Annotated in this window: 24 protein-coding genes and 1 tRNA gene; 16 read left to right on the top strand and 9 right to left on the bottom strand. The window is 73.2% G+C overall.

Translation table 11 applies throughout. From position 1 onward, the window contains the following. The first annotated feature begins 241 nt into the window (after positions 1-241). Together cysC and PV789_RS04240 are read left to right on the top strand one after the other, a co-directional pair. Positions 242-1,825, top strand: coding sequence for an adenylyl-sulfate kinase (gene cysC, locus PV789_RS04235; protein WP_274976223.1), 1,584 nt, complete (start codon positions 242-244; stop codon positions 1,823-1,825). A gap of 137 nt (positions 1,826-1,962) precedes the next feature. Next, complete coding sequence (locus PV789_RS04240) at positions 1,963-2,661, top strand: nucleoside triphosphate pyrophosphohydrolase (protein ID WP_274978042.1); 699 nt, start codon at positions 1,963-1,965, stop codon at positions 2,659-2,661. A gap of 149 nt (positions 2,662-2,810) precedes the next feature. Here the strand turns inward: PV789_RS04240 and PV789_RS04245 are convergent, their stop codons facing one another. After that, complete coding sequence (locus PV789_RS04245) at positions 2,811-4,013, bottom strand: FAD-dependent monooxygenase (protein ID WP_274976224.1); 1,203 nt, start codon at positions 4,011-4,013, stop codon at positions 2,811-2,813. A gap of 150 nt (positions 4,014-4,163) precedes the next feature. Here PV789_RS04245 and PV789_RS04250 point away from each other — a divergent pair, with 150 nt between their 5' ends. The 3 genes from PV789_RS04250 to PV789_RS04260 all read left to right on the top strand — a co-directional run bounded on the left by PV789_RS04250 (position 4,164) and on the right by PV789_RS04260 (position 6,622). Further along, positions 4,164-4,721 (top strand): TetR/AcrR family transcriptional regulator, encoded by a 558-nt coding sequence (locus tag PV789_RS04250; protein ID WP_274976225.1) that lies wholly within the window; start codon positions 4,164-4,166, stop codon positions 4,719-4,721. A gap of 104 nt (positions 4,722-4,825) precedes the next feature. Beyond that, positions 4,826-6,109, top strand: a complete 1,284-nt coding sequence (eno, locus tag PV789_RS04255) for a phosphopyruvate hydratase (RefSeq protein WP_013151128.1) — start codon at positions 4,826-4,828, stop codon at positions 6,107-6,109. Between the two features lie 141 nt (positions 6,110-6,250). Next, positions 6,251-6,622: an FtsB family cell division protein gene (locus tag PV789_RS04260; RefSeq protein WP_274976226.1), complete on the top strand. Its 372-nt coding sequence runs from the start codon at positions 6,251-6,253 to the stop codon at positions 6,620-6,622. A 12-nt stretch (positions 6,623-6,634) separates the two neighbouring features. Here the strand turns inward: PV789_RS04260 and crcB (PV789_RS04265) are convergent, their stop codons facing one another. Further along, on the bottom strand, positions 6,635-7,012 hold the full coding sequence (gene crcB / locus PV789_RS04265) for a fluoride efflux transporter CrcB (RefSeq protein ID WP_274976227.1): 378 nt from the start codon (positions 7,010-7,012) through the stop codon (positions 6,635-6,637). Continuing rightward, positions 7,009-7,449, bottom strand: a complete 441-nt coding sequence (crcB, locus tag PV789_RS04270) for a fluoride efflux transporter CrcB (RefSeq protein ID WP_274976228.1) — start codon at positions 7,447-7,449, stop codon at positions 7,009-7,011. Before crcB (PV789_RS04270) ends, crcB (PV789_RS04265) begins: the two co-directional genes overlap by 4 nt. Positions 7,450-7,717: 268 nt before the next feature. Here crcB (PV789_RS04270) and PV789_RS04275 point away from each other — a divergent pair, with 268 nt between their 5' ends. From PV789_RS04275 to PV789_RS04290, 4 genes are all read left to right on the top strand, one after another. Next, positions 7,718-8,305, top strand: a complete 588-nt coding sequence (locus tag PV789_RS04275; protein ID WP_274976229.1) for a DUF501 domain-containing protein — start codon at positions 7,718-7,720, stop codon at positions 8,303-8,305. Continuing rightward, on the top strand, positions 8,302-9,282 hold the full coding sequence (locus tag PV789_RS04280; protein ID WP_274976230.1) for a Ppx/GppA phosphatase family protein: 981 nt from the start codon (positions 8,302-8,304) through the stop codon (positions 9,280-9,282). The genes PV789_RS04275 and PV789_RS04280 overlap by 4 nt, the downstream gene beginning before the upstream one ends. Positions 9,283-9,627: 345 nt before the next feature. Next, entirely contained in the window at positions 9,628-11,004 is a 1,377-nt protein-coding gene (locus tag PV789_RS04285) for an NAD(P)/FAD-dependent oxidoreductase (RefSeq protein WP_013151134.1), read from the top strand. 140 nt (positions 11,005-11,144) lie between these two features. Then, positions 11,145-11,218, top strand: a tRNA-Leu gene (locus PV789_RS04290). 95 nt (positions 11,219-11,313) lie between these two features. Here the strand turns inward: PV789_RS04290 and PV789_RS04295 are convergent. Further along, positions 11,314-13,149: a PucR family transcriptional regulator gene (locus PV789_RS04295; RefSeq protein ID WP_274976231.1), complete on the bottom strand. Its 1,836-nt coding sequence runs from the start codon at positions 13,147-13,149 to the stop codon at positions 11,314-11,316. A 141-nt stretch (positions 13,150-13,290) separates the two neighbouring features. Here PV789_RS04295 and pruA point away from each other — a divergent pair, with 141 nt between their 5' ends. The 3 genes from pruA to PV789_RS04310 all read left to right on the top strand — a co-directional run bounded on the left by pruA (position 13,291) and on the right by PV789_RS04310 (position 17,159). Further along, the gene (pruA, locus tag PV789_RS04300; RefSeq protein WP_274976232.1) at positions 13,291-14,916 is read left to right on the top strand and encodes an L-glutamate gamma-semialdehyde dehydrogenase; all 1,626 of its coding nucleotides are present in this window, start codon (positions 13,291-13,293) and stop codon (positions 14,914-14,916) included. A 135-nt stretch (positions 14,917-15,051) separates the two neighbouring features. Beyond that, the gene (locus PV789_RS04305; protein WP_274976233.1) at positions 15,052-15,978 is read left to right on the top strand and encodes a proline dehydrogenase family protein; all 927 of its coding nucleotides are present in this window, start codon (positions 15,052-15,054) and stop codon (positions 15,976-15,978) included. Positions 15,979-16,226: 248 nt separating this feature from the next. Beyond that, positions 16,227-17,159, top strand: a complete 933-nt coding sequence (locus tag PV789_RS04310; RefSeq protein WP_274976234.1) for a Bax inhibitor-1/YccA family membrane protein — start codon at positions 16,227-16,229, stop codon at positions 17,157-17,159. Positions 17,160-17,287: 128 nt separating this feature from the next. Here the strand turns inward: PV789_RS04310 and PV789_RS04315 are convergent, their stop codons facing one another. The 5 genes from PV789_RS04315 to PV789_RS04335 all read right to left on the bottom strand — a co-directional run bounded on the left by PV789_RS04315 (position 17,288) and on the right by PV789_RS04335 (position 21,194). Beyond that, positions 17,288-17,539, bottom strand: coding sequence for a DUF4287 domain-containing protein (locus PV789_RS04315; protein ID WP_274976235.1), 252 nt, complete (start codon positions 17,537-17,539; stop codon positions 17,288-17,290). 345 nt (positions 17,540-17,884) lie between these two features. After that, the gene (locus PV789_RS04320) at positions 17,885-19,105 is read right to left on the bottom strand and encodes an acetyl-CoA C-acetyltransferase (RefSeq protein ID WP_274976236.1); all 1,221 of its coding nucleotides are present in this window, start codon (positions 19,103-19,105) and stop codon (positions 17,885-17,887) included. A gap of 133 nt (positions 19,106-19,238) precedes the next feature. Next, on the bottom strand, positions 19,239-20,288 hold the full coding sequence (locus PV789_RS04325; RefSeq protein WP_274976237.1) for an SGNH/GDSL hydrolase family protein: 1,050 nt from the start codon (positions 20,286-20,288) through the stop codon (positions 19,239-19,241). A 253-nt stretch (positions 20,289-20,541) separates the two neighbouring features. Further along, on the bottom strand, positions 20,542-20,757 hold the full coding sequence (locus PV789_RS04330) for a heavy-metal-associated domain-containing protein (RefSeq protein WP_274976238.1): 216 nt from the start codon (positions 20,755-20,757) through the stop codon (positions 20,542-20,544). Beyond that, positions 20,754-21,194: a nuclear transport factor 2 family protein gene (locus PV789_RS04335; protein ID WP_274976239.1), complete on the bottom strand. Its 441-nt coding sequence runs from the start codon at positions 21,192-21,194 to the stop codon at positions 20,754-20,756. The genes PV789_RS04330 and PV789_RS04335 overlap by 4 nt, the downstream gene beginning before the upstream one ends. Positions 21,195-21,283: 89 nt before the next feature. Here PV789_RS04335 and PV789_RS04340 point away from each other — a divergent pair, with 89 nt between their 5' ends. The 4 genes from PV789_RS04340 (at position 21,284) to PV789_RS04355 (ending at position 25,600) form a co-directional block, all read left to right on the top strand. Continuing rightward, entirely contained in the window at positions 21,284-21,931 is a 648-nt protein-coding gene (locus PV789_RS04340) for a TetR/AcrR family transcriptional regulator (protein ID WP_274976240.1), read from the top strand. Positions 21,932-22,036: 105 nt separating this feature from the next. After that, positions 22,037-23,413 (top strand): cystathionine beta-synthase, encoded by a 1,377-nt coding sequence (locus PV789_RS04345; protein ID WP_274976241.1) that lies wholly within the window; start codon positions 22,037-22,039, stop codon positions 23,411-23,413. Positions 23,414-23,562: 149 nt separating this feature from the next. Further along, on the top strand, positions 23,563-24,303 hold the full coding sequence (locus PV789_RS04350) for an acyltransferase (protein WP_274976242.1): 741 nt from the start codon (positions 23,563-23,565) through the stop codon (positions 24,301-24,303). A gap of 151 nt (positions 24,304-24,454) precedes the next feature. Then, a complete protein-coding gene (locus PV789_RS04355; protein ID WP_274976243.1) occupies positions 24,455-25,600 on the top strand; it encodes a cystathionine gamma-synthase in 1,146 nt (381 codons plus the stop codon). The last annotated feature ends 150 nt before the right edge of the window (positions 25,601-25,750 follow it).

The following is a 25,750-nucleotide window of genomic DNA, read 5'->3' on the forward strand; positions in this document are numbered from 1 at the left end:
GCCCGGCACCTCTCAGACTATCGAGTCCGGCGGTCCGGCGCGGGCGGGGTGTGGACAACCGGCGACACGGGGCTGCCCCGTGCCGCCCGCGTCCCCGGCCTGGTGGCGCGGGCGGCGGCGCACCGGTTAGAACCTTCTCCGAGCTGCTTCTATTCCGTCCGACGCGGTGCGGGGGCGGGTCGCCCCGCGCCCGCGGCATACGCTGGACGCGTTTGCCGGACCGCCCGAGGAGAGGAAGCGCGTGGTGAGTGCCAACAGGCGTGGGAGTGCGCCGCAGGGGGGTGTCGGGAGTCCGGACGCCCCGGTCTTCGCGCCAGGTCCGGACGGGCTCGCCCACCTGGAGCTGATCCTCAACGGCGCCTACCCGCTGCCCGGTTTCATGACGCGGGACGAGGCGGCGTCGGTGGAGCGGGACGGCCGCCTGCCCGACGGGCGCCCCTGGCCGGTTCCGGTCACGCTGGAGGTGCCCGAGGAGCTGTCCGGAGCCGACCACCTGACCCTCTCCGACCCGGAGGGCGCCCCGTTGGCCGGGCTCGACGTCACCGAGCACTGGCGCGACGCCGGGGGCCGCCACCTCCTCGCCGGTTCGGTGACCCTGCTGCGCCCGCCCACCTACGGCGTGCTGCGCGAGCTGCGGCCCTCTCCCGCGGAGGTGCGGGCACAGCGGGAGCTGGAGCCCTCCGAGCGGCCCCTGCTGGCCGTGGTCACCGACCGGCCGCTGCACCACCGCGCCCTGCACCAGATCCGGGCCGAGGCCGACGCGCTGGGCCTGGTCCACGGCGAGGGCGGACGCGCCGACGTGCTGGTGATCGTCGACACCGGCCTGGAGGACGAGGGCATGGCCACGGCGGTGCTGGCCGCCGGTCCGCTGCTGCCCGCGCGCACCTCCTTCGTGGTGTGCACGCTGCCCAGGAGCGCCGACCGCGCACGGGGCCCGTTCGGCGGGCCGTGGGGGCCGCGCCAGGTGGGTCTGGCCGCGCACGTGGCCGCGTCCTACGGCGCCACCCACATGCTGGCGGTGACCGGCGGGGACGGCCCCGACGTCGAGCGGGTGATGGCCCTGCGCCCGCCCCTGACCGTGCTGGACCCCGAACCGTGGCGCTACCACTCCTCCGACGGGCTGTGGCTGCCCATGACCCGGACCGACCCGGCGTCCGCGCGGGTCGAGCTGACCGACGAGCAGGTGGAGGCCGAGCTGGCGCACGGGCGCGAACTGCCCTCGTGGTTCACCCCGGCCCGGGTGGGCGCGGAGCTGGCGCGGCTGCGCCCGGCCCGCACCGCCAGGGGCCTGACCGTGCTGTTCACGGGCCTGTCCGGCTCGGGAAAGTCCACGATCGCCCGGGGGGTGTGCGACGGTATCCGCAGGTCGGGGCGCCCGGTGACCCTGCTGGACGGCGACGTGGTGCGGCGGATGCTCTCCAGCGGGCTGACCTTCTCCCGCGAGCACCGGGAGCTCAACATCCGCCGGATCGGCTACGTGGCCTCGGAGATCACCCGGCACGGCGGGGTCACGGTGTGCGCGCCGATCGCCCCCTACGCCGGGGGGCGGGCTGAGGTGCGCGCGATGGTGGAGGAGTTCGGCGACTTCTTCCTGGTGCACGTGGCGACCCCGCTGGAGGTGTGCGAGGCCCGCGACCGCAAGGGGCTGTACGCCAAGGCGCGGGCGGGGGAGATCCCCGAGTTCACCGGGATCTCCGACCCCTACGAGGAACCGGACGACGCCGACCTGGTGGTGGACACCGAGGGCGTGGACCCGGCCGAGTCCGTGGCCGGGGTGCTGTCGGCCCTGCGCGCGGGCGGCTGGCTGCCCGAGCACGACGGCTGAACCGCGGCGCGAACAGTGGAGGACGAGAGTTGAACGACCCCCGAGACACCCGAGACCCCCGGGACGTGCGGGACGCGCAGGGCGGGAGGGACGGCGGCCCGCCGGTCGGGCACCGGGTGCTGCGCCTGGTCGAGGTGATGGACACCCTGCGCCGGGAGTGCCCGTGGGACCGCGACCAGACCCACGGCTCGCTGGCCAAGTACCTCATCCAGGAGGCCTACGAGACCCTGGAGACCATCGAGGAGGGCGACTTCGCGCTGCTGCGCGAGGAGCTGGGCGACGTGCTGCTCCAGGTGGTCTTCCACGCGGCGGTCGCGGCCGAGCGGCCCGAGGGGGACCCGGCGCGGTTCACGGTGGACGACGTCGCCGACGCCATCATCGACAAGATGACCCGCCGCCACCCGCACGTGTTCGGCGGGGTCGAGGTGTCGGGCGCCGACGAGGTGGGGTCCAACTGGGAGGCCATCAAGGCGGCCGAGCGGGCGGAGAAGGCCCGGGCGGCGGGCGGCGACGGGCGCAACTCGGTCCTGGACGGGGTGCCGTTCGCCCAGCCCGCGGTGCTGCTGGCCGACGAGTTGCAGAGGCGTGCGGTGCGCAACGGCTTCCCCGCCGACCTGGTCGGTGACGACGGGGCCGAGGGCGGGGAGCTGTTCGCGGCTGTGGCGGCCGAGCGCGGTCGGGGCCGCGACGCCGAGAGCGACCTGAGGGCGGCGGCCCGCCGGTTCGACGCCCGTGTGCGCGCGGCCGAGGACGCCGCCCGCGCCGATGGAAGGGAGCCCCGCGAGCTGTCCGCGGGGGAGTGGCGGACCTACTGGGACAAGGCGGGCGAGGCCTGACGGGTCGGCCGCGGGTGCGGCCGGTGTGACGTCGGCGTCCCGCCCCGCGTTGGCCGCGTCCTCGTCGCCGGTGCCGACGCCAGAACCGCGCCGGGGGGTGCGAGGCCGCACCGAAAGGGGCGGGCTGGTCCGCCGTGCGCCGGTCCGGGTCAGGCCCCTGCGGGTGCGGGGGCGTCCAGCTCCAGGGCCTCCGACGCCCGTGACAGGCGGCTGTCGAAGCCGCCGAGGGAGGACAGCAGCGGGGCCAGCCGGAGCAGGAGGCCGCGTGCCAGCAGCGCCGGCCGGGTGCGCGGGAGCAGGAACGCCTGGCCCCGGTCGGCGATGTCCTGGTTGGCCGCCACGAACGGCCTCATCCGGGCCTCGTAGGCGGCCAGCGCCGTGCGGTGGCCGTCGTGGCGGGCGAGTTCCTGCGCCAAAACGTAGGCGCCGACCATGGCCAGGCTGCTGCCCTGCCCCGACATGGGTGAGGGGCAGTACCCGGCGTCGCCGAGCAGGGTCACGCGCCCGGCCGACCAGCGGTCCATGCGGATCTGGGCGACGGAGTCGAAGTAGAAGTCCGGGGCCCGCTCCATCTCCTCCAGGATGCGGTCGGCCTCCCAGCCGTGCCCGGCGAAGGCGCGGCGCAGGAACTCCCTCTGCTCCCCGGGCGGCCTGCGGTCGACGCCGCTCTCCTCTCGCGCGGACAGCGCCAGCATGGCCTTGGCCCCCTGCGCGCGGGGCGTGTGGTACATGGCCACGAGCCGTCCCGGGGTGTTGAACAGCACGGCCTCGCGGTCCAGCCCCGGGTGGTTGGGCACGGTGAAGATGCTGATGTAGCTGCCCAGGAACCGGCGGTGGGGGGCCTCCGGGCCGAACGCGAGCCGCCGGGTCGTGGAGTGCAGGCCGTCCGCCCCCACGACGAGGTCGAACACGCGCGGTCCGGACCGCGCGAATGCCACGTGGACCCCGTCCCGCCGCTGTTCGATCGCGGTGGCGGAGTCCCCGTACAGGTACTCGGTGTACGCGGCGGTCGGCGCGTGGACCAGGCGGACCAGGTCACCGCGCAGCAGTTCGGCGGAGCGGCCGGCGGCGGTGACCGCGCTCGCCTCGAAGCCGCCCGTGCGCCTTGCGCGGGCGTCCACGGTCGTGGCCCTGGACATCTCGGTGGCCGAGGCCCGGATGCCGTCCAGCACCCCCATGCGCTCGGCGACGTCCAGGGCGGTGCCGCGCACGTCGACGGCGTAGCCGCCCGTGCGGGGCGCGGGGGCGCGTTCGACGACGGTGGCCTCGATGGCGTGGTGGTGGAGCCAGTGGGCGAGGGTCGGTCCGGCGATGCCCGCGCCGGAGATCAGGACGTTGCGTACGGCGGTCATGGCGTTCTCGCTCCTTCGTGTGCCGTTGCGCCCACGCTAGAACGCTACTTACCGTGCGTCAAGTAACTTACCGATCGACAGGTAAACTACCGGCCGGAAGGTCGCCGCTAGACTCGACTGACCGGTGGCGAGGGAACGGAAGTGACACGGGTGCCCAGAGTGCAGAACGACACCAAGGCGCAGATCCGGGCGGTGGCCCTGGAGCTGTTCGCCCGCAAGGGCTTCGAGAAGACCAGCCTGCGCGAGATCGCCGAGCGCCTGGACATCACCAAGGCCGCGCTGTACTACCACTTCCCCTCCAAGAACGACCTGCTCACGTCACTGGTCAGCCCCCTGGGCGAGGACATGGAGGCGCTCTTCGCCAGGTACGGCGGCCACGGCGGGGCCGACGACCCGCGCGCGCTGCTGGGCGACTACTTCGACGTCTGCGTGCGCCACAGCGCCCTGATGCTCGCCGTCCTCAACGACCTGGGCGCGCTGGCCGACGTCGGGCTGGTCGACTCCGTCATCTCCTGGCGCCGACGCCTGGACACCCTGCTCGTGGGCCCCGAGGGCGGCGTGCCCGCCCGGATGGGCGCCGTGATCGCCCTGGGCGGCATCCAGGACCTCTCGGTCATGTTCTCCGCCGAGGAGGCCGCCGACCACCGCGAACGCGCCATCGACATCGCCGTGGCCGCCCTGGAAGCGGGCATGTCCGATATGGACTAGACCAATTCCGCCGGGTGCGCGCGTCCTCCCCGGTGCGGGGTCGCTAGTCTCGTGTCGGGTCCTGAACCAGTGGTCCGAGAAACCCCAAGAGACGGAGAGAGACCGTGGCGTCCATCGAGGCAGTACAGGCGCGGGAGATCCTTGACTCCCGGGGCAACCCGACAGTCGAGGTCGAGGTCCTGCTCGACGACGGAACCATCGCGCGCGCGGGCGTCCCCAGCGGCGCCTCCACCGGCCAGTTCGAGGCGGTCGAGCTGCGCGACGGCGGTGACCGCTACGGCGGCAAGGGCGTGACCAAGGCCGTCACGGCCGTCAACGACGAGATCGCCGACGAGCTGCTCGGCCACGCCCCCGACGAGCAGCGCATCATCGACCGCGCGCTCATCGACCTGGACGGCACCCCGGACAAGTCCCGGATCGGCGCCAACGCCATCCTGGGCGCCTCCCTGGCCGTGGCCAGGGCCGCCGCGGCCGAGGCCGGGCTGCCCCTGTTCCGCTACATCGGCGGCCCCAACGCGCACGTGCTGCCGGTGCCGATGATGAACATCCTCAACGGCGGTGCGCACGCCGACAGCAACGTCGACATCCAGGAGTTCATGGTCGCGCCGATCGGCGCTCCCACCTTCTCCGAGGCCGTCCGCTGGGGCACCGAGGTCTACCACGCGCTCAAGTCGGTCCTCAAGGCCCACGGCCTGGCCACCGGCGTGGGCGACGAGGGCGGCTTCGCCCCCAACCTGGACAGCAACCGCGCCGCCCTCGACCTGATCGTGGAGGCCATCGAGAAGGCGGGCTACACCCCGGGCACCGACATCGCGCTCGCCCTGGACGTGGCCGCCAGCGAGTTCTTCAGCGACGGCGTGTACACCTTCGAGGGCAAGGCCCGCTCCTCGGAGGAGATGGCCGCCTACTACGCCGAGCTGGTGGAGGCCTACCCGCTCGTCTCGATCGAGGACCCCCTCGACGAGGAGGACTGGGAGGGCTGGAAGAAGCTCACCGCCCAGCTGGGCGACAAGGTGCAGCTCGTGGGCGACGACCTGTTCGTCACCAACCCCGAGCGGCTCCAGCGCGGCATCCTGGCCGACACCGCCAACTCGCTGCTGGTGAAGGTCAACCAGATCGGCACCCTCACCGAGACGCTGGACGCGGTCTCCCTCGCCCAGCGCAGCGGTTACACGGCCATGATCAGCCACCGCTCCGGCGAGACCGAGGACACGACCATCGCCGACATCGCGGTGGCCACCAACGCCGGGCAGATCAAGACCGGCGCCCCGGCGCGCAGCGAGCGGGTCGCCAAGTACAACCAGCTGCTGCGCATCGAGGAGGAACTCGACGACGCCGCCGTGTACGCGGGCGTGTCGGCCTTCCCGCGCTTCGCCGCGCGCGGCTAGTCTGCCCCAGTGCCCCGCGAATCCGAGCAGCAGCGTCCAAAGGCCAAGAAGGCGGCCAAAGCCGACAGGCCCGGGCGCGGTCCTGCCCGGAAGACGGGGTCCTCAGGCACGGGCACGGGCCGCACCCCCAGGGTGCGGCCCATGCTCACCAGCCGCGCGGCCATCCTCGCGCTCGTGGTGTGCGTGATCGCGCTCAGCCTGGCCTACCCGCTGCGCGAGTACATCGCCCAGCGCGCCCAGCTCGCCGACCTGCGCGAGGAGCGCGCACGCATGGAGCAGAGCGTGCAGGACCTGCGCCAGCGCCAGGACGAGATGACCCAGGACTCCTACGTGGAGCGCGAGGCCCGCGTCCGGCTGCACTACCAGTACCCCGGCGAGACCGCCTACATCGTCATCCCGCCCGACTCCGAGGGCGAGGACGAGGACGACACCGGCCCCAGCGAGCCCTGGTTCACCACCCTGTGGCGCTCGGTGGAGGACGCCGACAGCCCGCCGCCCGACGACGGGCTCTGAGCCCCGCGCCCCTCAGAGCAGGGCGCCCGCGGCCCACGCCCCCGCCGCCAGCGCGACCAGCGCACAGCCCCCGGTCAGGGCCGCGTAGCCGGCGGCGGCCGGGACGCGCCCCTCCCCGGCCAGGGAGAGGACCTCGTGGGAGAAGGTCGAGTACGTGGTCAGCGCGCCGCACAACCCGACGGAGAGCAGGGCCCACAACCGGGGGGAGAGCGCCGCCGCACCCGCGGCGCCGACCAGCAGCCCCAGCAGCAGGGTGCCCGCGACGTTCACGGTGAACGTGCCCCAGGGCAGCCCCGCGCCGACCGCGCGCGAGACGGCCCGGTCCACCAGGTAGCGCAGGGCCGCGCCCGCGCCGCCGCCCAGGCCGACCAGCAACACCTCCCAGTTCACGGCCGCCTCCGGCGGGACAGCGCGCGGAGCGCGCGCCCCGTGGCCCACGCGCCCAGGGCTGTCCCGGCCACCGCCCCGGCCAGGGTGAGCGCCATGTAGGCCGCGGCCTCGGCGACCCGTCCGGAGGCCGCCAGCGCACCCGTGTCCAGGACGTGGGCCGAGTAGGTGGTGAACCCGCCCAGGAAGCCGGTGCCGAGCAGCTGCCTGACCCAGGGCGGCGCGGGCCGGGGACCGGTGACGGCCGCGACCAGGACGCCGATGAGCACCGAGCCCGCGAGGTTGACGGCCAGGGTGGCCAGCGGCAGCCCGCCGTCGGGGGTCGGCCAGGCCTGCGCCACCAGGTGGCGGGCCACCGCCCCCGCGGCCCCGCCGCAGGCGGCGATCCCGGCCATGGCGGCCACGTCCCGGGAACGGGGCGCTCGGTCGTCGGCGGACATGGTCCTCCCCACACGTCGTGGCCCCGGGCCGCGGGAGCCGCAACGCCGGTGTGCGGGGACCGTCGGCGGACGCCGCGGTCGGCTGAGGGCGGGCTCCACCGCCGCGCGCCGACCCGTGGGACGGCGCCACGGGCTGGCGGGCCCGTGCGCCGCCATCCTACTCGCGAGACGCGGGGGTGTTCCGGGTCGGCGACGGCTCCGCGCGGAAGGGGCGGCAGGGGGACGCCCGCGCCTTCGGGTGCGTGTGCGGCCCTATGCTGGGTGCGCCATGACTTCCGCAGATCAGCCCGCGCCCGGGCACGCCGCCGGGCGCCCCGCTCCGGTCGCCGAGCGCGACACCGCCGCCGTCGAACTCCAACTGGGCCGCCCGCCGCGCGGTGTACGCGCGATCGCGCACCGCTGCCCCTGCGGCCTGCCCGACGTGGTGCGCACCGCGCCCCGGCTGGAGAACGGCGAGCCCTTCCCGACCCTGTACTACCTGACGTGCCCGCGCGCCGCCTCGGCCATCGGCCGGATGGAGAACGAGGGCCGCATGCGCCGGATGCAGGAGCGCCTGGGGGAGGAGCCCGAACTCCGGGCCGCCTACACCAGGGCGCACGAGTCCTACCTGGCCGAGCGCGCCGAGCAGGCGCGCCTGGACGGCGTCGAACCGCTGCCCGAGGGCATGCAGAGCACCGGCGGCATGCCCACCCGGGTCAAGTGCCTGCACGCGCTGGTCGCCCACGAGCTGGCCGAGCCGGGGACGAACCCCTTCGGCGCCGAGGCGCTGGAGGAGCTGCCGCACTGGTGGGACAGGGGCCCGTGCGTGTGTGTCGACGAGAACGCCCCCGGGGGCGACGAAGGGAACGCATCATGAGCGGTGTCGCGGCCATCGACTGCGGAACCAACTCCGTCCGGCTGCTGATCGCCGACGTCGTCCACGTGGGCGAGGACGAGGTGCAGGTGGTCGACGTCGACCGGCGCATGGAGATCGTGCGCCTGGGCGAGGGCGTGGACGAGACCGGGGCGTTCGCGCCCCAGGCGCTGGAGCGCACCTTCGAGGCGCTGCGCGGGTACGCCGAGGCCATCGAGGCGCACGGCATCGCCCTGGGTCCGGACGCGGTGCGCATGGTCGCCACCAGCGCCACCCGGGACGCGAGCAACCGCCAGGTCTTCGCGGACGGCGTGCGCGGCATCCTCGGCGTGGAGCCCGAGGTGGTCACCGGCCTGGACGAGGCCGAGCTGTCCTTCGTGGGCGCCACCGCCGAGCTGGAGGCCGAGGGCCCGGACGAGGACCTGGCCCCGCCGTTCCTGGTCGTGGACATCGGCGGCGGCTCCACCGAGTTCGTCCTGGGCGGCGTCCCGTCCGGGGACGACGGCGAGCTGGTCCGCGCTTCGCTGTCGGTGGACATCGGCTGCGTGCGCATGACCGAGCGCCACCTGCGCGGCGACCCTCCCACGGAGCAGGAGATCGCGGCGGCGACCGCAGACATCGAGGCCGCGCTGGACGAGGTCGAGCGGGTGGTCCCGCTGCGCGAGGCCGCCTCGGTCGTGTGCGTCGCGGGCACCGCGACCACGGTCGCCGGTATCGCCCTGGACCTGCCCGAGTACGACCCCGAGCGCATCCACCACACCCGCGTGGGCGTCGCCGACCTGGACCGCATCACCGGGGAGCTGCTCAAGGCCACCTCACGGGAGCGGTCGATGATCGGCGTCATGCACCCGGGCCGGGTGGACGTCATCGGCGCGGGCGCGCTCGTGCTGTCGCGGGTGCTCGCCCGCACGGGGGCCGACTCCTTCACGGCCAGCGAGCACGACATCCTCGACGGCGTGGCCTGGAGCCTGGTCGTGTGACGCCGCCCGCGGGGGACGCCCGACCAGGTGTCCTCCGCGGAGCGCGCAAGGGCGCCACGGGTGAGACGTGTCACCCCCCAAGGGCCTTGTGAATGCTTTCACAACCGTTCTGACCTGCGAAAACGTCGGTAGGGTGGAGCGGGAAGTGGTGGGAAGGTGAGCCGGTGTGAACCTTCTCTGTCGGCGGGTGCTTGTGAAAGAATGCACAAGCGAAGGGACGAAGCACCCCGCTCCGACCCGGGCGGCACCCCGCCGCCACCGCGGCGCGGGCGGCCGAAGACCGTGACGACCTCGCGGCCCCTGGGAAGGGGCACCACACAGAAGAACCGTTAGGGCGGAAATGCGATGACCGAGAGCAGGAACTACCGGCTGGTACACGGCGGAGGGGACGACGCGGAGATCCCGCACATCCTCATCGTCGGCGGCGGTTACCTCGGGATGTACACCGCGAGGCGGCTGGAGAAGAAGCTCGGAGCGGGCGAGGCGCGGATCACCGTCATCGACCCCAACTCCTACATGACCTACCAGCCCTTCCTGCCCGAGACCGCTTCCGGCAGCATCTCGCCCCGACACGTGGTCGTCCCGCTGCGCAAGGTCTTCAAGCGGGTCCGCGTCCTGGGCGGCAGGGTCGTGCGCATCGACCACGCCGACCGCACGGTCCGCTACGAGCCCAACGTCGGCGAGGCCCAGACCCTCGCCTACGACTACCTCGTCATGGCCGCCGGAGCGGTCTCGCGCACCCTGCCCATCCCCGGCCTGGCCGAGTGGGGCATCGGGATCAAGACGGTCGAGGAGGCCGCCTTCCTGCGCAACCACGTCCTGGACCAGCTCTCCATCGCCGACTCCACCGACGACGAGGCCATCCGGCGCAAGGCGCTGAACTTCGTCTTCGTCGGCGGCGGCTTCGCCGGGGCCGAGGCCATCGCCGAGCTGGAGGACATGGTCCGCGACGCCGTGCGCCACCACCCCTCGATCGGCCTGGAGGACGTGCAGTTCTACCTCATCGAGGCGGCTGACAAGATCCTCCCCGAGGTCGGTCCCGAGGTCGGCAGCAAGGCGCTCAACCAGCTGCGCCGCCGCGGCATCGACGTCCGGCTCAAGACCTTCCTGGAGTCGGCGGTCGACCAGCACATCAAGCTCAGCGACGGCACCGAGTTCGACTCGGGCACGCTGGTGTGGACCGCGGGCGTCAAGCCCAGCCCGGTCGTGGCCGCCAGCGACCTGCCGCTCGGCCCCAAGGGCCACCTGGACACCAGCGAGTACCTGGCCGTCAACGGCGTGGAGAACGCCTTCGCGGGCGGCGACAACGCGCAGGTGCCCGACGGCAACGGCGGCTACTACCCGCCCAACGCCCAGAACGCGGTCCGCCAGGCCCCGGTCCTGGCCGACAACGTGATCGCCGCCCTGCGCGGCACCGAGCCCAAGGCCTACCGCCACAAGAACCTGGGCGCGGTCGCCGGGCTCGGAGTCCACAAGGGCGCCGCCCAGCTGTTCGGCAAGATCAAGCTCAACGGCCGCCTGGCCTGGTACGCGCACCGGTCCTACCACCTGTTCGCGGTCCCGACCTTCAACCGCAAGATGCGCGTGCTCTCGGACTGGACGCTCGCCCTCTTCCTGCGCCGCGACTACGCCGCGCTCCCGGAGATGGCCGAGCCCCGCCAGGCCTTCGAGGAGGCCAGCCACCCGCAGATCGAGGACGGCCGCCTCCGCCGGGTCAGCTGACCGGGCGCGGGCGCGGCGCGACCTCCGCGACGGGCGCGCGAAACGGCCGGCCTCCCCGAGGGGGAGCCGGCCGTTTCCTGTCCCAATGCGGCCAAGCCAAGTCAAAGTGGGCAATCAACCCGACCGGTATGATGGGCCACGCCCTCGTAGCCCAATGGAAGAGGCAGGCCCCCTAAAAGGGTCACAAGTGTCGGTTCGAGTCCGACCGGGGGTACCCACGGCAACCAGCCCCGACGACGCCTGCTCACCGAGCAGGCGTCGCGTTTTTCCGCGGGTGGACGCCTGCCCGCGGACACGGCCGGCAGTCCCTCAGCGCGTCGGTCCCTGCTGCTCCATCAACAGCTGCAACTGCGTGAACAGGCGTTCCCCGGGGTCCCCCAGGTCGATCCCGCTCACCGAAGCCGCCCGGCGCACCCGGTAGCGCAGCGTGTTCGGGTGGATGTGCAGTCGCTCCGCCGCCGCCCGCGCGTCCCCGAACGCCTCCAGGTAGGCCAGCAGGGAGTGCACCAGGTCGGCGCCGCCCGCGCGGTCGTGCTCGACCAGCCGGCTCACCCGCGGGTCCCGCAGCGACGGGTCCCCGCGCAGCAGCGCCAGCGTCTCGCTGACCAGCACCCGCGAGCGCACGTCGGAGATGGTCGCCACGTCCCAGCCCGGTCCCCGGTCGGGAGAGCGTTCCACCGCATCCAGGACCCGGTCCGCCTCCGCACGCGAGTCCGGCACGTCCCCCAGCCGCTCCACCAGCGACCCCACCGCCGCGCGCACCTCCAGCCCCAGCGCCGCACGCGCCGCCGCCACCGTCCTGCGTGCCAGCGCCAGCACCGACCGCTCCACCCCGCGCCGCCCCTCCCGGGTGCGCGCCAGGTCCGGCAGCAGCACGTACACCCGACCGCCCAGCGCGGTCACCAGGGCGCCGCGCCGGTAGGCCGCGGTGTGCACCGACACCAGGTCGATCAGCTGGCGGCGGCGCAACTCGCGCTCGGGCCGGTCGGGGCGCTCCTCCGCCGCGCCCTCGGCCCCCTCGACCGGGGCGAACGCCGCCACCAGCGCGCCCCGGTCGGCGTGCACCTCCACTGTGTCGGCCAGCGCACCGGCGTCGATCCTGCCCTCCAACAGGCTCGACAGCAGGTCCTCGCGCAGCCGCAGCCCCGCGCTGGCCTGCGTGCGCTGGCGGATCATCTGCAGCGCGGTGGTGCGCGCCGCGCCCAGCAGGGCCTCCTCCGCGTGCTCGGCCAGCGGCCGGTCGCCCTCCTGCACCCAGATCGCGCCCAGCGGCTGGCGCCCCGCGTGGATGCCCACGGCCAACCGGCGCCTGATGCCCAGTTCGGGGTGCTCGTCCACCCGCACCACCTCCTCGCCCGCGCGCAGCTTGGCGAACACCCCCCACTCGCGCAGCAGGGCCAGGTACGACTCCGGGCCGCGCCTGCCCAGCACCGACAGCCGCCGCAACTCGTCCACCTCGGCGCCGCTGGAGTAGGCCAGCACCCGGCTCGCCGCGTCCTCGATGCTCACCAGCCCGCCGGTGAGCCGGGCGATGGTCTGCGCCATGGAGAACAGGTCGCCGCCGGACTCGCCCAGATCCTCCGAGGCGGTCAGGCGGGCGTCGTCCAGGATGGACCGGCACACCGACTGCAACTGGTCCCAGCGCACCTCGGGGCGGACCGTGAGCAGGGCGATCCCCGCCTCCTGAGCCTCGGCGCGCAGCGCCCTCGCCTCGTCGCCGCCCCCGGCCCGGGGGCGGCCGGGGCGCGTCCCCGCGCTCGGCGGCGCCTCCTCCGGCGCCGCGTGCGCGCTGGTCTTGACCGCGACGGCCGTGGCGCCGCGCTCGGCCAGCGCCCCGACCATGCGCCGCGCGGCGGCGCCCCGGGCCCCGATCAGCAGCACCAGGTCCCCCTCCCGCACCTCCGTGCGGTCCTCCGGGTCGAGGATGACGACGTTGTCCACCTGGACATCGAGCCCGTCCGGGGCGGCGGCCACGTCCACGACGGGGTCGCCGAGGGCCAGCAGCAGTCCACGCAGGGGCAGACCCGTGGTCCTGTCATCGGATGAACCGTCCTGAGCAGGCGGAACCCCCGGCCGCCGGTGCGGTCGGGGGTTCCCGTCGCCGGAGGCGCGGAACGGGTCGGATGCTGGGCGGTCGTCGCTCATGTGTGTCCCATTTTGTCCTGGAGAACAAATAAGGCGGGCAAAGAGTGGCCTGGTCCACAAGGTTCGCACGTCCCGGTTCTGGGAGCGTTGAATCAGCCAACCCTGCTTGCTTCAGGGACATTCTTCACCGGGAAGGTGCCCATGGACGCCGTGACCAACGTCCCTCTGCCCCAGAACGAGCCCGTTCTGTCCTACGCGCCCGGCAGCGCCGAGCGCGAGGAACTCGTGGCCAAGCTGGAGGAGCTCGGCAGCCGGAGCATCGACCTGCCGATGCGCATCGGCGGCGAGAGCCGCATGGGCGGCGGCGAGCCCATCGACGTCGTGCAGCCGCACCGCCACGCCGCGGTCCTGGGCACCATGCGCAACGCCACCCGCGAGGACGCCCGCGACGCCGTCGCCGCCGCCAAGGCCGCCGCCCCCGCCTGGCGCGCGATGTCCTTCGACGACCGCGCCGCCATCCTCCTGCGCGCCGCCGAACTGCTCTCCGGCCCCTGGCGCGCCACCATCAACGCCGCCACCATGCTCGGCCAGTCCAAGACCGTGCAGCAGGCGGAGATCGACTCGGCCTGCGAGCTGATCGACTTCTGGCGCTTCAACGTCTCCTACGCCCGCGACCTGATCGCCCAGCAGCCGCTGAGCGTCAAGGGCGTGTGGAACCGCATGGAGCAGCGCCCCCTGGAGGGGTTCGTCTACGCGATCACCCCCTTCAACTTCACCGCGATCGCGGGCAACCTGCCCACCGCCCCGGCCCTGATGGGCAACGTGGTCGTGTGGAAGCCGTCCCCGACCCAGCAGTTCGCCGCCGAGCTGACCATGCGCCTGCTGGAGGAGGCGGGCATGCCCCCCGGCGTCATCAACATGGTCACCGGTGACGGCCTCGCCGTCTCCGATGTCGCCCTCAACGACCCGGAGCTGGCCGGTGTGCACTTCACCGGTTCGACCAGGACCTTCCAGCACCTGTGGAAGAGCGTGGGCGAGAACATCGCCAACTACCGCTCCTACCCGCGCATCGTCGGCGAGACCGGCGGCAAGGACTTCATCGTCGCCCACTCCTCGGCCGACCCCGAGGTCCTGCGCACCGCCATCGTGCGCGGCGCCTTCGAGTACCAGGGCCAGAAGTGCTCGGCCGCCTCGCGCGCCTTCGTCGCCCGCTCGGTGTGGGAGCGGGTCCGCGACGACCTCGTCGCCGAGACCGAGGCCCTGACCATGGGCGACGTCACCGACCTGTCCAACTTCGTCGGCGCCGTCATCGACCGCCGCGCCTTCGACAAGCTGGCCAAGGTCCTGGAGGACGCCAAGTCCGACCCGACCCTGACCGTCCTGGCGGGCGGCACCGCCGACGACTCCGTCGGCTACTTCGTGCGCCCCACCATCATCGAGGGCACCGACCCGTCCCACGACGTGTTCCGCACCGAGTACTTCGGCCCGGTCGTCGCCGTCCACGTCTACGAGGACGAGAAGTTCGACGAGGTCCTCAAGGTCGTCGACGAGGGCTCGGCCTACGCCCTGACCGGCGCCGTCCTGGCCAGGGACCGCGCCGCCGTGGCCAAGGCCAGCGAGGCCCTGCGCTTCGCCGCGGGCAACTTCTACGTCAACGACCGCCCGACCGGCTCCATCGTGGGCCAGCAGCCCTTCGGCGGCGGGCGCGCCTCCGGCACCAACGACAAGGCGGGTTCGGCGCAGAACCTGTCCCGCTGGTCCAGCCCGCGCGCCATCAAGGAGACCTTCGTCGCGCCGACGGTCTCCTCCTACCCCCACCAGGGCTGATGAGGAGCCCGGGCCCCCTCCCGTCCTGAGGGGGCCCGGGAACCCGCCCGCATCCACCGGCGCGGCCGGAACGAACCCCGCCGCGCCCCGCCCGCGCCAGCCCACCGGCTCGCGCACGTCTTTCCCGAGGTCACCATGCTTCGCAAACCCCTGCTGCTCGCCGCCAGGTCCCAGACCTGCCGCACCATCGTCGAGCGCACTCCCGTCACCCGGGCCATGGTCAAGCGGTTCGTCGCGGGCTCCACCCAGGACGAAGCGCTCCCCGTGGTCGGGGAGCTGACCCGGGACCGCCACGTCACCCTGGACTTCCTGGGCGAGGACACCACCGACACGGCCCAGGCCGAGGCGACGGTGACCGCCTACCGGGACCTGCTGGCCGCGCTGGGCGGGGCGGGTCTGGCCGAGCGCGCCGAGGTCTCGGTCAAGCTCTCGGCGGTGGGCCAGTTCCTCAACAGCGACGGCGAGAAGATCGCCCTGGACAACGCCCGCCGGATCGCCGAGGCGGCCAAGGCGGTCGGCACCACGATGACCCTGGACATGGAGGACCACACCACCACCGACTCCACACTGGGCATCCTGCGCGAGCTGCGCCAGGACTTCCCCTTCGTGGGCGCGGTGCTCCAGGCCTACCTGCGCCGCACCGAGGCCGACTGCCGCGACCTGAGCGGGGCCGGTTCGCGCGTGCGCCTGTGCAAGGGCGCCTACGACGAGCCCGAGTCGGTGGCCTTCCGCGACAAGGCCGAGGTGGACAAGGCCTACGTGCGCGCGCTGCGCGTGCTGATGGAGGGCGAGGGCTACCCGATGGTGGCCACGCACGACCCGCGCATGATCGCCATCGCGGGCTCGCTGGCCGCCGCCAACGGCCGGGGCGAGGACGGCTTCGAGTACCAGATGCTCTACGGCATCCGCGACGCCGAGCAGGTCAGGCTGGCCGCCGAGGGCAACCGGATGCGGGTCTACGTGCCCTACGGCGACGAGTGGTACGGCTACTACATGCGCCGTCTGGCGGAGCGTCCGGCGAACATGCTCTTCCTCGCCCGCTCCCTGGTCACGCGCGGCTAGCGCGGCCGTCACGGCCCCGCCGCGCGGGCGGCCCGGGCCGGAGGAGGAGGGGGTCGGCGTCCTCGGGTGCCGACCCCCTCGGCGTGTCCGCGAGGGCGGGCGCCCGCGCACCGCGTGGGGGCTCCGGACCGGCTCCGGTCGGCCCGGGGCGCCGTGTCTGAACAGTGACCTCGCCCGTGGAACTCCGGATGAGGCGCGTACGTTACCTTGTGGGCAGCAATCCACGCGTGAAAGGGTCTTGACTAGACATGCGGATGCGGAGTTCCAACCCCGTCCTCAAGCGGGCGCTCCAGCAGGCCGGTCCTGCCGGGCACCCCCAGCAGGGGTTCAACGGCCAGCCGGGTTACGGCTACGGCCAGCAGCAGGGCCCCTACGGCCAGCCGGGGTACGGACAACCGTACCCGCAGCAGGGCTATGGCCAGACCTACCCCCAGCAGGGTTACCCCGGCGGTCCGGTGCAGAGCACCGACAACCAGCCGATGACCATCGACGACGTGGTCGTGCGCACCGGTATGACGCTCGGTGTGGTCGCGGCCTTCGCCGTCGTCAACTACTTCCTCTTCGGCTCGGCCCCGGCCATCGCCGTGGCGCTCACCCTCGTGGGCGCGCTCGGCGGTCTGGTGCTGGGCCTGGTGATCTCCTTCAAGCAGATCACCAACCCGGTCGCCATCCTGAGCTACGCCGCCCTGGAGGGCCTGCTCGTCGGCGGCATCTCCGCGATCCTGGCCAACAGCCTGTCGGTCACCACCGGCGACGCCGGTGCGGGCGGCACGCTCGTGACCCAGGCGGTGCTGGGCACCGTCGTGGTGTTCGCCGTGATGCTCGCCCTGTACAAGTTCCGCGTCATCAAGGTGACCGACGGCTTCGTCAAGGTCGTCACGTACGCGGTCATCGGCGCCGCGGCCCTGATGCTGGTCAACTTCGTGGCCAGCTTCTTCATCGCGGGCGGCATCGGCCTGCGCGAGCCCAGCCCGCTCGGCCTGCTCGTCGGCCTGGTGTTCGTGGTCCTGGCCGCGCTGACCCTGGCCATCGAGTTCCGCGGCATCGAGGAGGGCCTCAACGCCGGCATCCCCAACAAGTTCGCCTGGCAGTTCGCCTTCGGCCTGACCGTCTCCCTGGTCTGGCTCTACATCGAGATCCTGCGCCTGCTCTGGATCATCAAGACGATCTTCGCGGAGTAGTCCGCGCCCGACGCGCGGAGGACTCCCGCGGCCGCCCACGGCGTCCGCACACCCATGCGAGGGGCCGCCGCCCGGACGTGCGTCCGGGCGGCGGCCCCTTCGCCGTGGTCGGCGGGCCCGCGGCGCGCTCAGGCCTTCCCGCGCCGGGGCGCGGGGATGGAGCGGTTCCTGCGGCGGCGGTCGTACTCCGTCACGAGGGCGTGCGCGTACCACTGGGGCAACTCGTACTCGTCGGCGAGCCAGTTCGACCGGTCCTGGCAGCGCACCAGGCCCGGCCCCCCGTCGAGGGCGTCGAACCACTCGTGGAGTCCCCGGCCGGTGACGACCGGGATGCGTTCGATGAGCTTGGCGTGGATCTCCGGCGAGTGGGTTACCGACATGGGCACCTCCGGCAGCGCGTTGGCGTGTGGCACTTACCTGCGACCCTGCATCAGGATCACGTTCTGGACAAGCCCCGGTCACCAGCTTTTACCTTGCTGGTGTGAGAACGTTCGTCTTCAAGGGGTTCCCAGACGAACCCTGCTGTGGCAGGCGGGTTTTCGTGCGTGTTCCGGAGATGGAAGGCTGTCCGCCAGCGGTGCCCTCCGCGTCCGGAACGCTGACGCGGGGGACGGGAGCGGTCGGTCTCGGCGCGGGCCGACGGGAGGGGCCGCACACGGAGAAGGGCCCGGAACGCGCCGCCGGGGTTCCAGTGGCGCCTTCCGGGCCCGGGGCCCCGCGGGTCGTCAGCTCAGGCGCTCGAAGACGGCGGCCATGCCCTGGCCGCCGCCGACGCACATGGTCTCCAGGCCGAAGGTCCGGTCGTGGAAGCGCAGGCCGTTGATCAGCGTGCCGGTGATGCGGGCGCCGGTGCTGCCGAACGGGTGGCCGATCGCGATGGCGCCGCCGTTGACGTTGAGCTGGGAGTCGATGTCGATGCCCAGCCGGTCGGCGGAGGGCAGCACCTGCGCGGCGAAGGCCTCGTTGATCTCGACCAGGTCGATGTCGCCCATGGCCATGTTGGCGCGGGCCAGCGCCTGCCGGGAGGCCTCCACCGGGCCCAGGCCCATGATCTCCGGGCTCAGGCCGGTCACGCCGGTGGACACGATGCGGGCCAGCGGGGTGATGCCCAACTGGGCGGCCTTGGTGTCGCTCATGACGACCACGGCCGAGGCGCCGTCATTGAGCGGGCAGGCGTTGCCCGCGGTGACGGTGCCGTCGGGGCGGAACACCGGCTTGAGCTCGGAGACCTTCTCGTAGGTGGTGCCGCGGCGGATGCCGTCGTCGGTGCTGACCACGGTGCCGTCGGGCAGGGTCACCGGGGTGATCTCGCGCTCCCAGAAGCCGTTGTCCAGGGACTTCTCGGCGAGGTTCTGCGAGCGGACCGCGAACTCGTCCTGGCGCTGGCGCGAGACGCCGGTGGCCTGGGCGACGTTCTCGGCGGTCTGGCCCATCGCGATGTAGGCGTCGGGGAGCTGGCCGTCCTCGCGCGGGTCGGTCCAGGTTCCGGCGCCGCCCTCGGCGCGCTTGGCGGTGCGGGCCTTGGCGTCGTCGAAGAGCGGGTTCTCGTTGGCGCCGTCGTCGCTGCTGCCGTTGACGAACCGGCTGACGGTCTCCACGCCCGCGGAGACGAAGACGTCGCCCTCGCCCGCCTTGATGGCGTGGTAGGCCATCCGGGTGGTCTGGAGCGAGGAGGAGCAGTAGCGGGTGACCGTGGTGCCCGGGACGGTGTCCAGTCCCAGCTGGACGGCCACGATGCGCGCCATGTTGAAGCCCTGCTCGCCGCCGGGCAGGCCGCAGCCGAGCATCAGGTCGTCGATGCCGCCCGGGTCCAGCTCGGGGACCTTGGCCAGCGCCGCGCGGACGATCTGGGTGGTCAGGTCGTCCGGCCGGATGTCCTTGAGCGAGCCCTTGAAGGCGCGGCCGATGGGGGAGCGGGCGGTTGCGACGATGACTGCTTCGGGCATGGCTGCGTCCCTAACGGTTGAGGTGCTGCGTGTGGAGCTGTGGATCAGGAGGGCCGGGCGACCTGCTCCGGCCTCGGTTGTTACCGACCAGTAAAACCCGTCCGGGGTCCCGCACGCCACCCGGGGTCCGCGTTCAGCCGCCCTCCCCGGAGCGGTCGGCGTTCTCGGTCGTGCGCACCCCGGCCGAACCGTTCGGGCGCCCGCGGCCGCCCCGGAGGTGGAACGGGCCGCGGACGAGCGCCGCCCAGCGTCCGTGCCTGCCGGGTGTGTCGCCGCTGACCTGGGCGTCCACCCTGGAGACCTCCGTTCCGGGGGTCTGGGCGGCCACCACGGCCGCGCGGTCCACCGGCAGGACGCCGCTGCTGCGCTCGGCGTCGTCCAGCTCGGGCAGCAGCCCCAGGGCGGCGCAGGCCGAGGGCAGGACGGCGAAGGCCGCCTGCGAGTACCCGAGAGCTGACGGATGAAAACGGTCAGGCCCGAACATGGACCCGGGATCTGTCCGGAAATCGTCGGCCAGCACGTCGCTCATGGAGACCGCGCGGCCCCCGGCCTCGGTGACCGCGATGACCTGGGCGGCGGCGAGCTGGCGGGAGGCCAGGCGGGCCACCGAGCGCAGCGGCCAGCCGATGGGCCGGACGGTGCCCAGGTCGGGGCAGGTGCCCACCACCACCCGCGTGCCGTGGCCGACCAGCTGGCGGACGGTCTCGCGGAGCTGGGCGACGGCGTCGTCGGGGCGCACGCGGCGGATGACGTCGTTGGCGCCGACGAAGATGACCGCGAGGTCGTAGCGGGTGGCCTCCTCCAGGGCCCGGGAGCGCTCGATCTGGACGCTCAGGTTGGCCGAGGTGGTCCCGGGGGAGGCGGTGCAGCGCAGGCGCACGGGGCGCTCGGCGGCCGCCGCCAGCCCCGAGGCCAGGAGGACGCCGGGGGTCTGGTCCGCCCGCTCGACCGCGAACCCGGCGGCGGTGGAGTCGCCCATCATCAGCATGCGGATCGGCGGTCCGGAGCCCTCGCCGTAGACGCCGTTGACCACGGGCCTGTCCCAGCGGGGGGAGCCGACCGCGCGCCGGGCCAGCCTGGCCTGGAGGTACAGGAGCGCGACGGTGCCGCCGCCCACGAGCGTGAGCCCGCCGCCGAACGCGGTGGCAGCGGCGATCCGTCTTGCGCGTGCGGCTCGCAGCACCGGACACCCCCGAGGCTCGGACCCGCCTGCCCTGGGCGGGACGGATACGAGCGAGGTTACCGGTGGGCAACCCCGGAATCACGTACCTGAGCGGTACACGATCCGTGCCCCGGGGTGAGACGACCGGCATGGGCGGGACAGGGGCGGACAGCTGCCCCGCAGGGGACGACGGTGGGGCGGCGGGGCGGACCGTGCCGGGCGGATCCCCCGGTGACGGCCGGGCCCCGGCGGCGGTCGAGCCTCGGGCGCGGTCCTAGCCGACCACGCCGGTGAGCTCGTAGCCCGCCTCCTCGACGGCGGCCCGCACCTCGGCGGTGTCGAGTTCCCCCTCGCCGGTCACCGTGACCCGGTCGCCCCCGACATCCACCGCCACGGCGGTGACGCCCTCGACGCGTTCCAGCTCCTCGGTGACGAAGCCCGCGCAGCGCCCGCAGGCCATGCCGGTGACGGTGTAGGTGCGCGTGGTCACGCCGACACCTCCAGGACCTCGGAGGCCGAGGCGTCCGCGCTCCCGGAGGCGGCCGAGTCCTCCATGCGGGTGAGCATGGTGGCCTCGCGCATCCTGCCGTCAGGGGCGAACCGCCCGAAGAAGTACACGTCGATGACCAGGTCCCTCCTGCCTCGCTGGACGTACAGGGTGTAGCGGGCGGCGAGCCGGTCGCCGTCCGCCATCGCCTCGTGCACCTTCATCCGGGACGCGCCCGGCCTCTTGCGCGCGGGGCGCGCGTGGGCGATGAGTCTGTCCCGGTCCATGCGGTGCCCGTCGGCGACCTGCACGATGTCCGGGGTGTGGTAGCGGTCCACGACCGCCGCCAACTCCTCCTCGCCGTGGGCGACCTCCTCCCCGAATCCGGTGAAGAAGTCGGTGATGAACCGCTGGGGGTCGGTGCCGTCGAACGGACTCACGCCGCTTCCCTTCATGTCGCACGTCCCGGGCATAAGTCTTACAGTCTGTACGATATGCATCGTCCACCAACTTTGACAAGGTGTAAGATTTGCATGCCTCACCGCGCCGCCGGGCCGACGCCCGCCGCAGCAGGGCCGCGATCCTGGACGCGGCGGTCCGCCTGCTCGACGACCGCCCCGACGCCAGCGTCGAGAACGTCGCCACCGCCGCGGGCGTGACCCGACAGACCGTCTACGCCCACTTCCCGTCGCGGGCGCACCTGCTGGCGGCGGTCCTGGACCGGGTCACCGAGGAGGCCGTGGCAGCGATGGACGCCGCCGACCTCGACTCCGGGTCCGCCGCGGACGCCCTGCTGCGGCTGGTCGAGGCCGGTTCCCGGTCCGCCGACCGGTATCCCCGGCTCATGCACGCCGTCGGTTCGCACCCGGCGGACCCGCGGGCCGACGCCGAACGCCACGCGCCTGTCACCGACCGGCTGGGACGTGTCGTTCGGCGGGGTCAGACGAACGGGGAGTTCGACGCCGCGCTCCCCGCGGACTGGCTGGTCGCGGTCGTCGTCGCCCTCGGGCACGCCGCGGCAGCCGAGGAGGACGCGGGACGGCTGTCCGGCGAGGAAGCGGCCGAAGCGCTCCGCTGCACCCTGCTCCGGGCCCTCGGGCACCGGCCGCTCCGGCCGTCCTCCGCGGGAGGGGACCGGTTTCCCGGGGCAGCGGAACCCGCTGGTGGAGACCATTAGAGTCTGAACTGAGACGGGTCGGACCGGCCCACGGCCCCGGTCTCGCCACCGGGGCGAGGACATGGCGGGCCGAAACCCGGCCGCCACCACGCAGAGGGAGCGCAAGTGCGGGTATACGACTCACTGATCGACCTGGTCGGGGACACTCCGCTCGTCCGTTTGAACAAGGTCACCCAGGTCCTCGGCCCGAACGCCCCGACGGTCCTCGCCAAGGTCGAGTACTTCAACCCGGGCGGCTCGGTCAAGGACCGCATCGCGCTGCGCATGGTCGAGGCTGCCGAGAAGAGCGGCGAGCTCAAGCCGGGCGGCACCATCGTCGAGCCGACCTCGGGCAACACCGGCATCGGCCTGGCCATCGTGGCCCAGGAGAAGGGCTACCGCTGCGTCTTCGTCTGCCCGGACAAGGTCGGCCCGGACAAGCTCTCGGTCCTGCGCGCCTACGGCGCCGAGGTCGTGGTCTGCCCGACCACCGTCGCCCCCGACCACCCGGAGTCCTACTACTCCGTCTCCGACCGGCTGGCCACCGAGATCCCCGGCGCCTGGAAGCCCAACCAGTACGAGAACACGAACAACCCGGAGTCGCACTACCACAGCACCGGTCCCGAGATCTGGGAGCAGACCGAGGGCCGCATCACCCACTTCGTGGCGGGCATCGGCACCGGCGGCACCATCAGCGGGACCGGCCGCTACCTCAAGGAGGTCTCCGGCGGCGCGGTGCGCATCGTCGGCGCCGACCCCGAGGGCTCGGTCTACTCCGGCGGCTCGGGCCGCCCCTACCTGGTCGAGGGCGTGGGCGAGGACATCTGGCCCGGCACCTACGACACCTCGGTGTGCGACGACATCGTGGCGGTCAGCGACAAGGACTCCTTCCTCATGACCCGCCGCCTGGCCCGCGAGGAGGCCCTGCTGGTGGGCGGCTCCTGCGGCCTGGCCGTGGAGGCGGCCCTGCGCGTGGCCCGGGACGCCGGTCCCGACGACGTCATCGTCGTGCTGCTGCCCGACGGCGGCCGCGGCTACCTCGGCAAGATCTTCAACGACGAGTGGATGGCCGACTACGGCTTCCTGTCCGCCGAGACCGAGGAGGCCACGGCGGGCCAGGTGCTGGCCGCCAAGGGCGGCGAGATGCCCGACTTCGTGCACGCCCACCCGGACGAGACCGTCGGCACGGCCGTGGCCATCATGCGCGAGTACGGCGTCTCCCAGGTGCCGGTGATGAAGGAGGAGCCCCCGGTCATGGCCGCCGAGGTGGTCGGCTCCATCGCCGAGCGCGACCTCCTCGACGCCCTCTTCGACGGCCGCGCGCAGCTGGACGACCTGGTGGAGACCCACATGGGCAGGCCGCTGGCCACGGTGGGCACCGGCACCCCCGTGAGCGACTGCGTCCGCCTGCTGCGCGGGTCCGGCGCCCTGGTGGTGCTGCGCGACGGCAAGCCGGTGGGAATCCTCACCCGCCAGGACCTGCTGGCCCACCTGTCGGGCTGATCCCGTCCGCGGGAACCCCCGTGAAGCCGCGACGGGGCCCGGACCGCGCTCGAACCGAGCGCGATCCGGGCCCCGCCGTGTACCGACCGGACATGTCACCGCATACTCGGACACTGCTAATGTTCGCGACAGTTACTGATAGGTAATAAATGGGGGCACGCGTGTCGCGGCTGTTGTCCTGGATTCTCCGCTCCGTCTGGTCGTACGCCCGTACCAAGGCCGAAATCCGCGCCGACTCCAGGGCGGCCCGCAGATTCGCGCGCTTCGGCACGGGCTCGGCGATCGCCTTCCCCACGGCCACCCTCTACGGCGAGCCCTGGATCGAGATCGGCGTGCACACCGTCCTGGGCGGGGACATGACCCTCGCCGCCGGGATGGGCCCCGACTACGACCTGGGCCCCGGGACGGTCGTGCGGATCGGCTCGGGCTGCGCCATCGGGCGCGGCTCGCACATCGTCGCCCACAGGTCCGTGGACATCGGCGACCACGTGTACACCGGCCCCTACGTCTACATCACCGACCAGAACCACGCCTACGGCAACACCGAGATCCCGGTGGGCCTCCAGTGGCCGGTGGACGACCCCGTCAGCATCGGCGACGGCACCTGGATCGGCGCGAACGCCGTGATCCTGCCCGGCGTGCACCTGGGCCGCAACTCGGTCGTGGCCGCGGGCACCGTGGTCCGGCCGGGCACCTATCCCGACCACGCCGTCATCGCCGGCGTGCCCGGGAAGGTCGTGCGCACCCACGACACCGAACTGGGCTGGGACCCGCCGCTGCGCGAGACCGGTACCCCCACCCGGGTGCCCACCCCCGTCACCGGACTGCCACCGGAGGTGCCCGCCGAGCCGCCCCGGCCCGGGTCCTCCACCCGCTTCCCGCCCGCCTAGGTCGTGTTCCGTCGTCCAGGAAACCGCGGGAGGGACCCCGGGCGCCAGTCCCGGTCCGCGCCTGTGGACGGCCCCCGGACGCGCCCGCACCCACCGGAACCGGCCTGTGGAAAACACGATCGGTGAGGTCAGCGGGCACTAAGGTGGCCCCATGAAGTTCGACGGGTTTGAAACGCTGGCCATCCACGCGGGGCAGGAGCCGGACGCCGGGACCGGGTCCGTGGTGGTGCCGATCTACCAGACGAGCACCTACGCCCAGGACGGCGTGGGCGGCCTGCGCCAGGGCTACGAGTACTCGCGCACCGGCAACCCCACGCGCGCCGCCCTGGAGGAGTGCCTGGCCGCCCTGGAGTCCGGCGTGCGCGGCCTGGCCTTCGCCTCCGGCATGGCCGCCGAGGACACCCTGCTGCGCACGGTCCTCTCGCCCGGCGACCACCTGATCATCCCCGGCGACGCCTACGGCGGCACCTTCCGCCTGGTCTCCAAGGTGGTCGAGCGCTGGGGCGTGCAGTGGGACGCGGTCGACCAGTCCGACCCCGAGGCCGTGCGCGCGGCCGTGCGGCCCAACACCAGGGTGGTGTGGACCGAGACGCCCACCAACCCCCTGCTCAACATCACCGACATCGAGGCCGTCGCGCAGATCGCGCACGACGCCGGCGCCCTGCACGTGGTCGACAACACCTTCGCCTCGTCCTACCTCCAGCAGCCGCTGACACTGGGCGCGGACGTGGTCGTGCACTCCACCACCAAGTACCTGGGCGGGCACTCCGACGTGGTCGGGGGAGCGCTGGTGGTCTCCGACGCCGAACTGGGCGAGCGGCTGGCCTTCCACCAGAACACCATGGGCGCGATCCCGGGGCCGTTCGACTCCTGGCTGACCCTGCGCGGGATCAAGACCCTGGGCGTGCGCATGGACCGGCACAGCGCCAACGCCGAGAAGGTCGTGGCGGCCCTGGAGGGACACCCCGCGGTCCGCCGGGTGTTCTACCCCGGGTTGGACGCACACCCGGGGCACAAGACCGCCGAACGGCAGATGAGGGCCTTCGGCGGCATGGTCTCCTTCGCCCTGCGCGACGGTGAGAAGGCGGCGCTCGCCCTGTGCGAGCGCACCGAGGTCTTCACCCTGGGCGAGTCCCTGGGCGGGGTGGAGTCCCTGATCGAGCACCCGGGGCGGATGACGCACGCGTCCACCGCGGGCTCCCCGCTGGAGGTTCCGGCCGACCTGGTGCGGATCTCCGTGGGCATCGAGTCCGCCGACGACCTGGTGGCGGACCTGCTCCAAGCCCTGGAGGGCTAGGCGGGGCGTCGCGCGGATCGGCTCGCGCCGGTCCGCGCCGGCGGCCCCGGGCCGCCTCGGCTCCCCGGTCGGGGGAGGGAGGGTTAGGGGCTCTCGGGAGCGGGTGGCGCCGCCGGGCCCGTCCGCGCCGCGGCTCCGTCGCCGCGGCGT

This window comes from Nocardiopsis camelliae (assembly GCF_028993595.1).
Classification (GTDB): domain Bacteria; phylum Actinomycetota; class Actinomycetes; order Streptosporangiales; family Streptosporangiaceae; genus Nocardiopsis; species Nocardiopsis dassonvillei.

Bases quoted from the DNA above. Each gene is read 5' to 3' on its own strand.
- PV789_RS04240 (WP_274978042.1), top strand. From the start codon at position 1,963: ATGGACACCCTGCGCCGGGAGTGCCCGTGGGACCGCGACCAGACCCAC.
- PV789_RS04245 (WP_274976224.1), bottom strand. From the start codon at position 4,013: ATGACCGCCGTACGCAACGTCCTGATCTCCGGCGCGGGCATCGCCGGA.
- PV789_RS04260 (WP_274976226.1), top strand. From the start codon at position 6,251: ATGCTCACCAGCCGCGCGGCCATCCTCGCGCTCGTGGTGTGCGTGATC.
- crcB (WP_274976228.1), bottom strand. From the start codon at position 7,449: ATGTCCGCCGACGACCGAGCGCCCCGTTCCCGGGACGTGGCCGCCATG.
- PV789_RS04275 (WP_274976229.1), top strand. From the start codon at position 7,718: ATGACTTCCGCAGATCAGCCCGCGCCCGGGCACGCCGCCGGGCGCCCC.
- PV789_RS04280 (WP_274976230.1), top strand. From the start codon at position 8,302: ATGAGCGGTGTCGCGGCCATCGACTGCGGAACCAACTCCGTCCGGCTG.
- PV789_RS04285 (WP_013151134.1), top strand. From the start codon at position 9,628: ATGACCGAGAGCAGGAACTACCGGCTGGTACACGGCGGAGGGGACGAC.
- PV789_RS04295 (WP_274976231.1), bottom strand. From the start codon at position 13,149: ATGAGCGACGACCGCCCAGCATCCGACCCGTTCCGCGCCTCCGGCGAC.
- pruA (WP_274976232.1), top strand. From the start codon at position 13,291: ATGGACGCCGTGACCAACGTCCCTCTGCCCCAGAACGAGCCCGTTCTG.
- PV789_RS04305 (WP_274976233.1), top strand. From the start codon at position 15,052: ATGCTTCGCAAACCCCTGCTGCTCGCCGCCAGGTCCCAGACCTGCCGC.
- PV789_RS04310 (WP_274976234.1), top strand. From the start codon at position 16,227: ATGCGGATGCGGAGTTCCAACCCCGTCCTCAAGCGGGCGCTCCAGCAG.
- PV789_RS04315 (WP_274976235.1), bottom strand. From the start codon at position 17,539: ATGTCGGTAACCCACTCGCCGGAGATCCACGCCAAGCTCATCGAACGC.
- PV789_RS04320 (WP_274976236.1), bottom strand. From the start codon at position 19,105: ATGCCCGAAGCAGTCATCGTCGCAACCGCCCGCTCCCCCATCGGCCGC.
- PV789_RS04350 (WP_274976242.1), top strand. From the start codon at position 23,563: ATGGGGGCACGCGTGTCGCGGCTGTTGTCCTGGATTCTCCGCTCCGTC.
- PV789_RS04355 (WP_274976243.1), top strand. From the start codon at position 24,455: ATGAAGTTCGACGGGTTTGAAACGCTGGCCATCCACGCGGGGCAGGAG.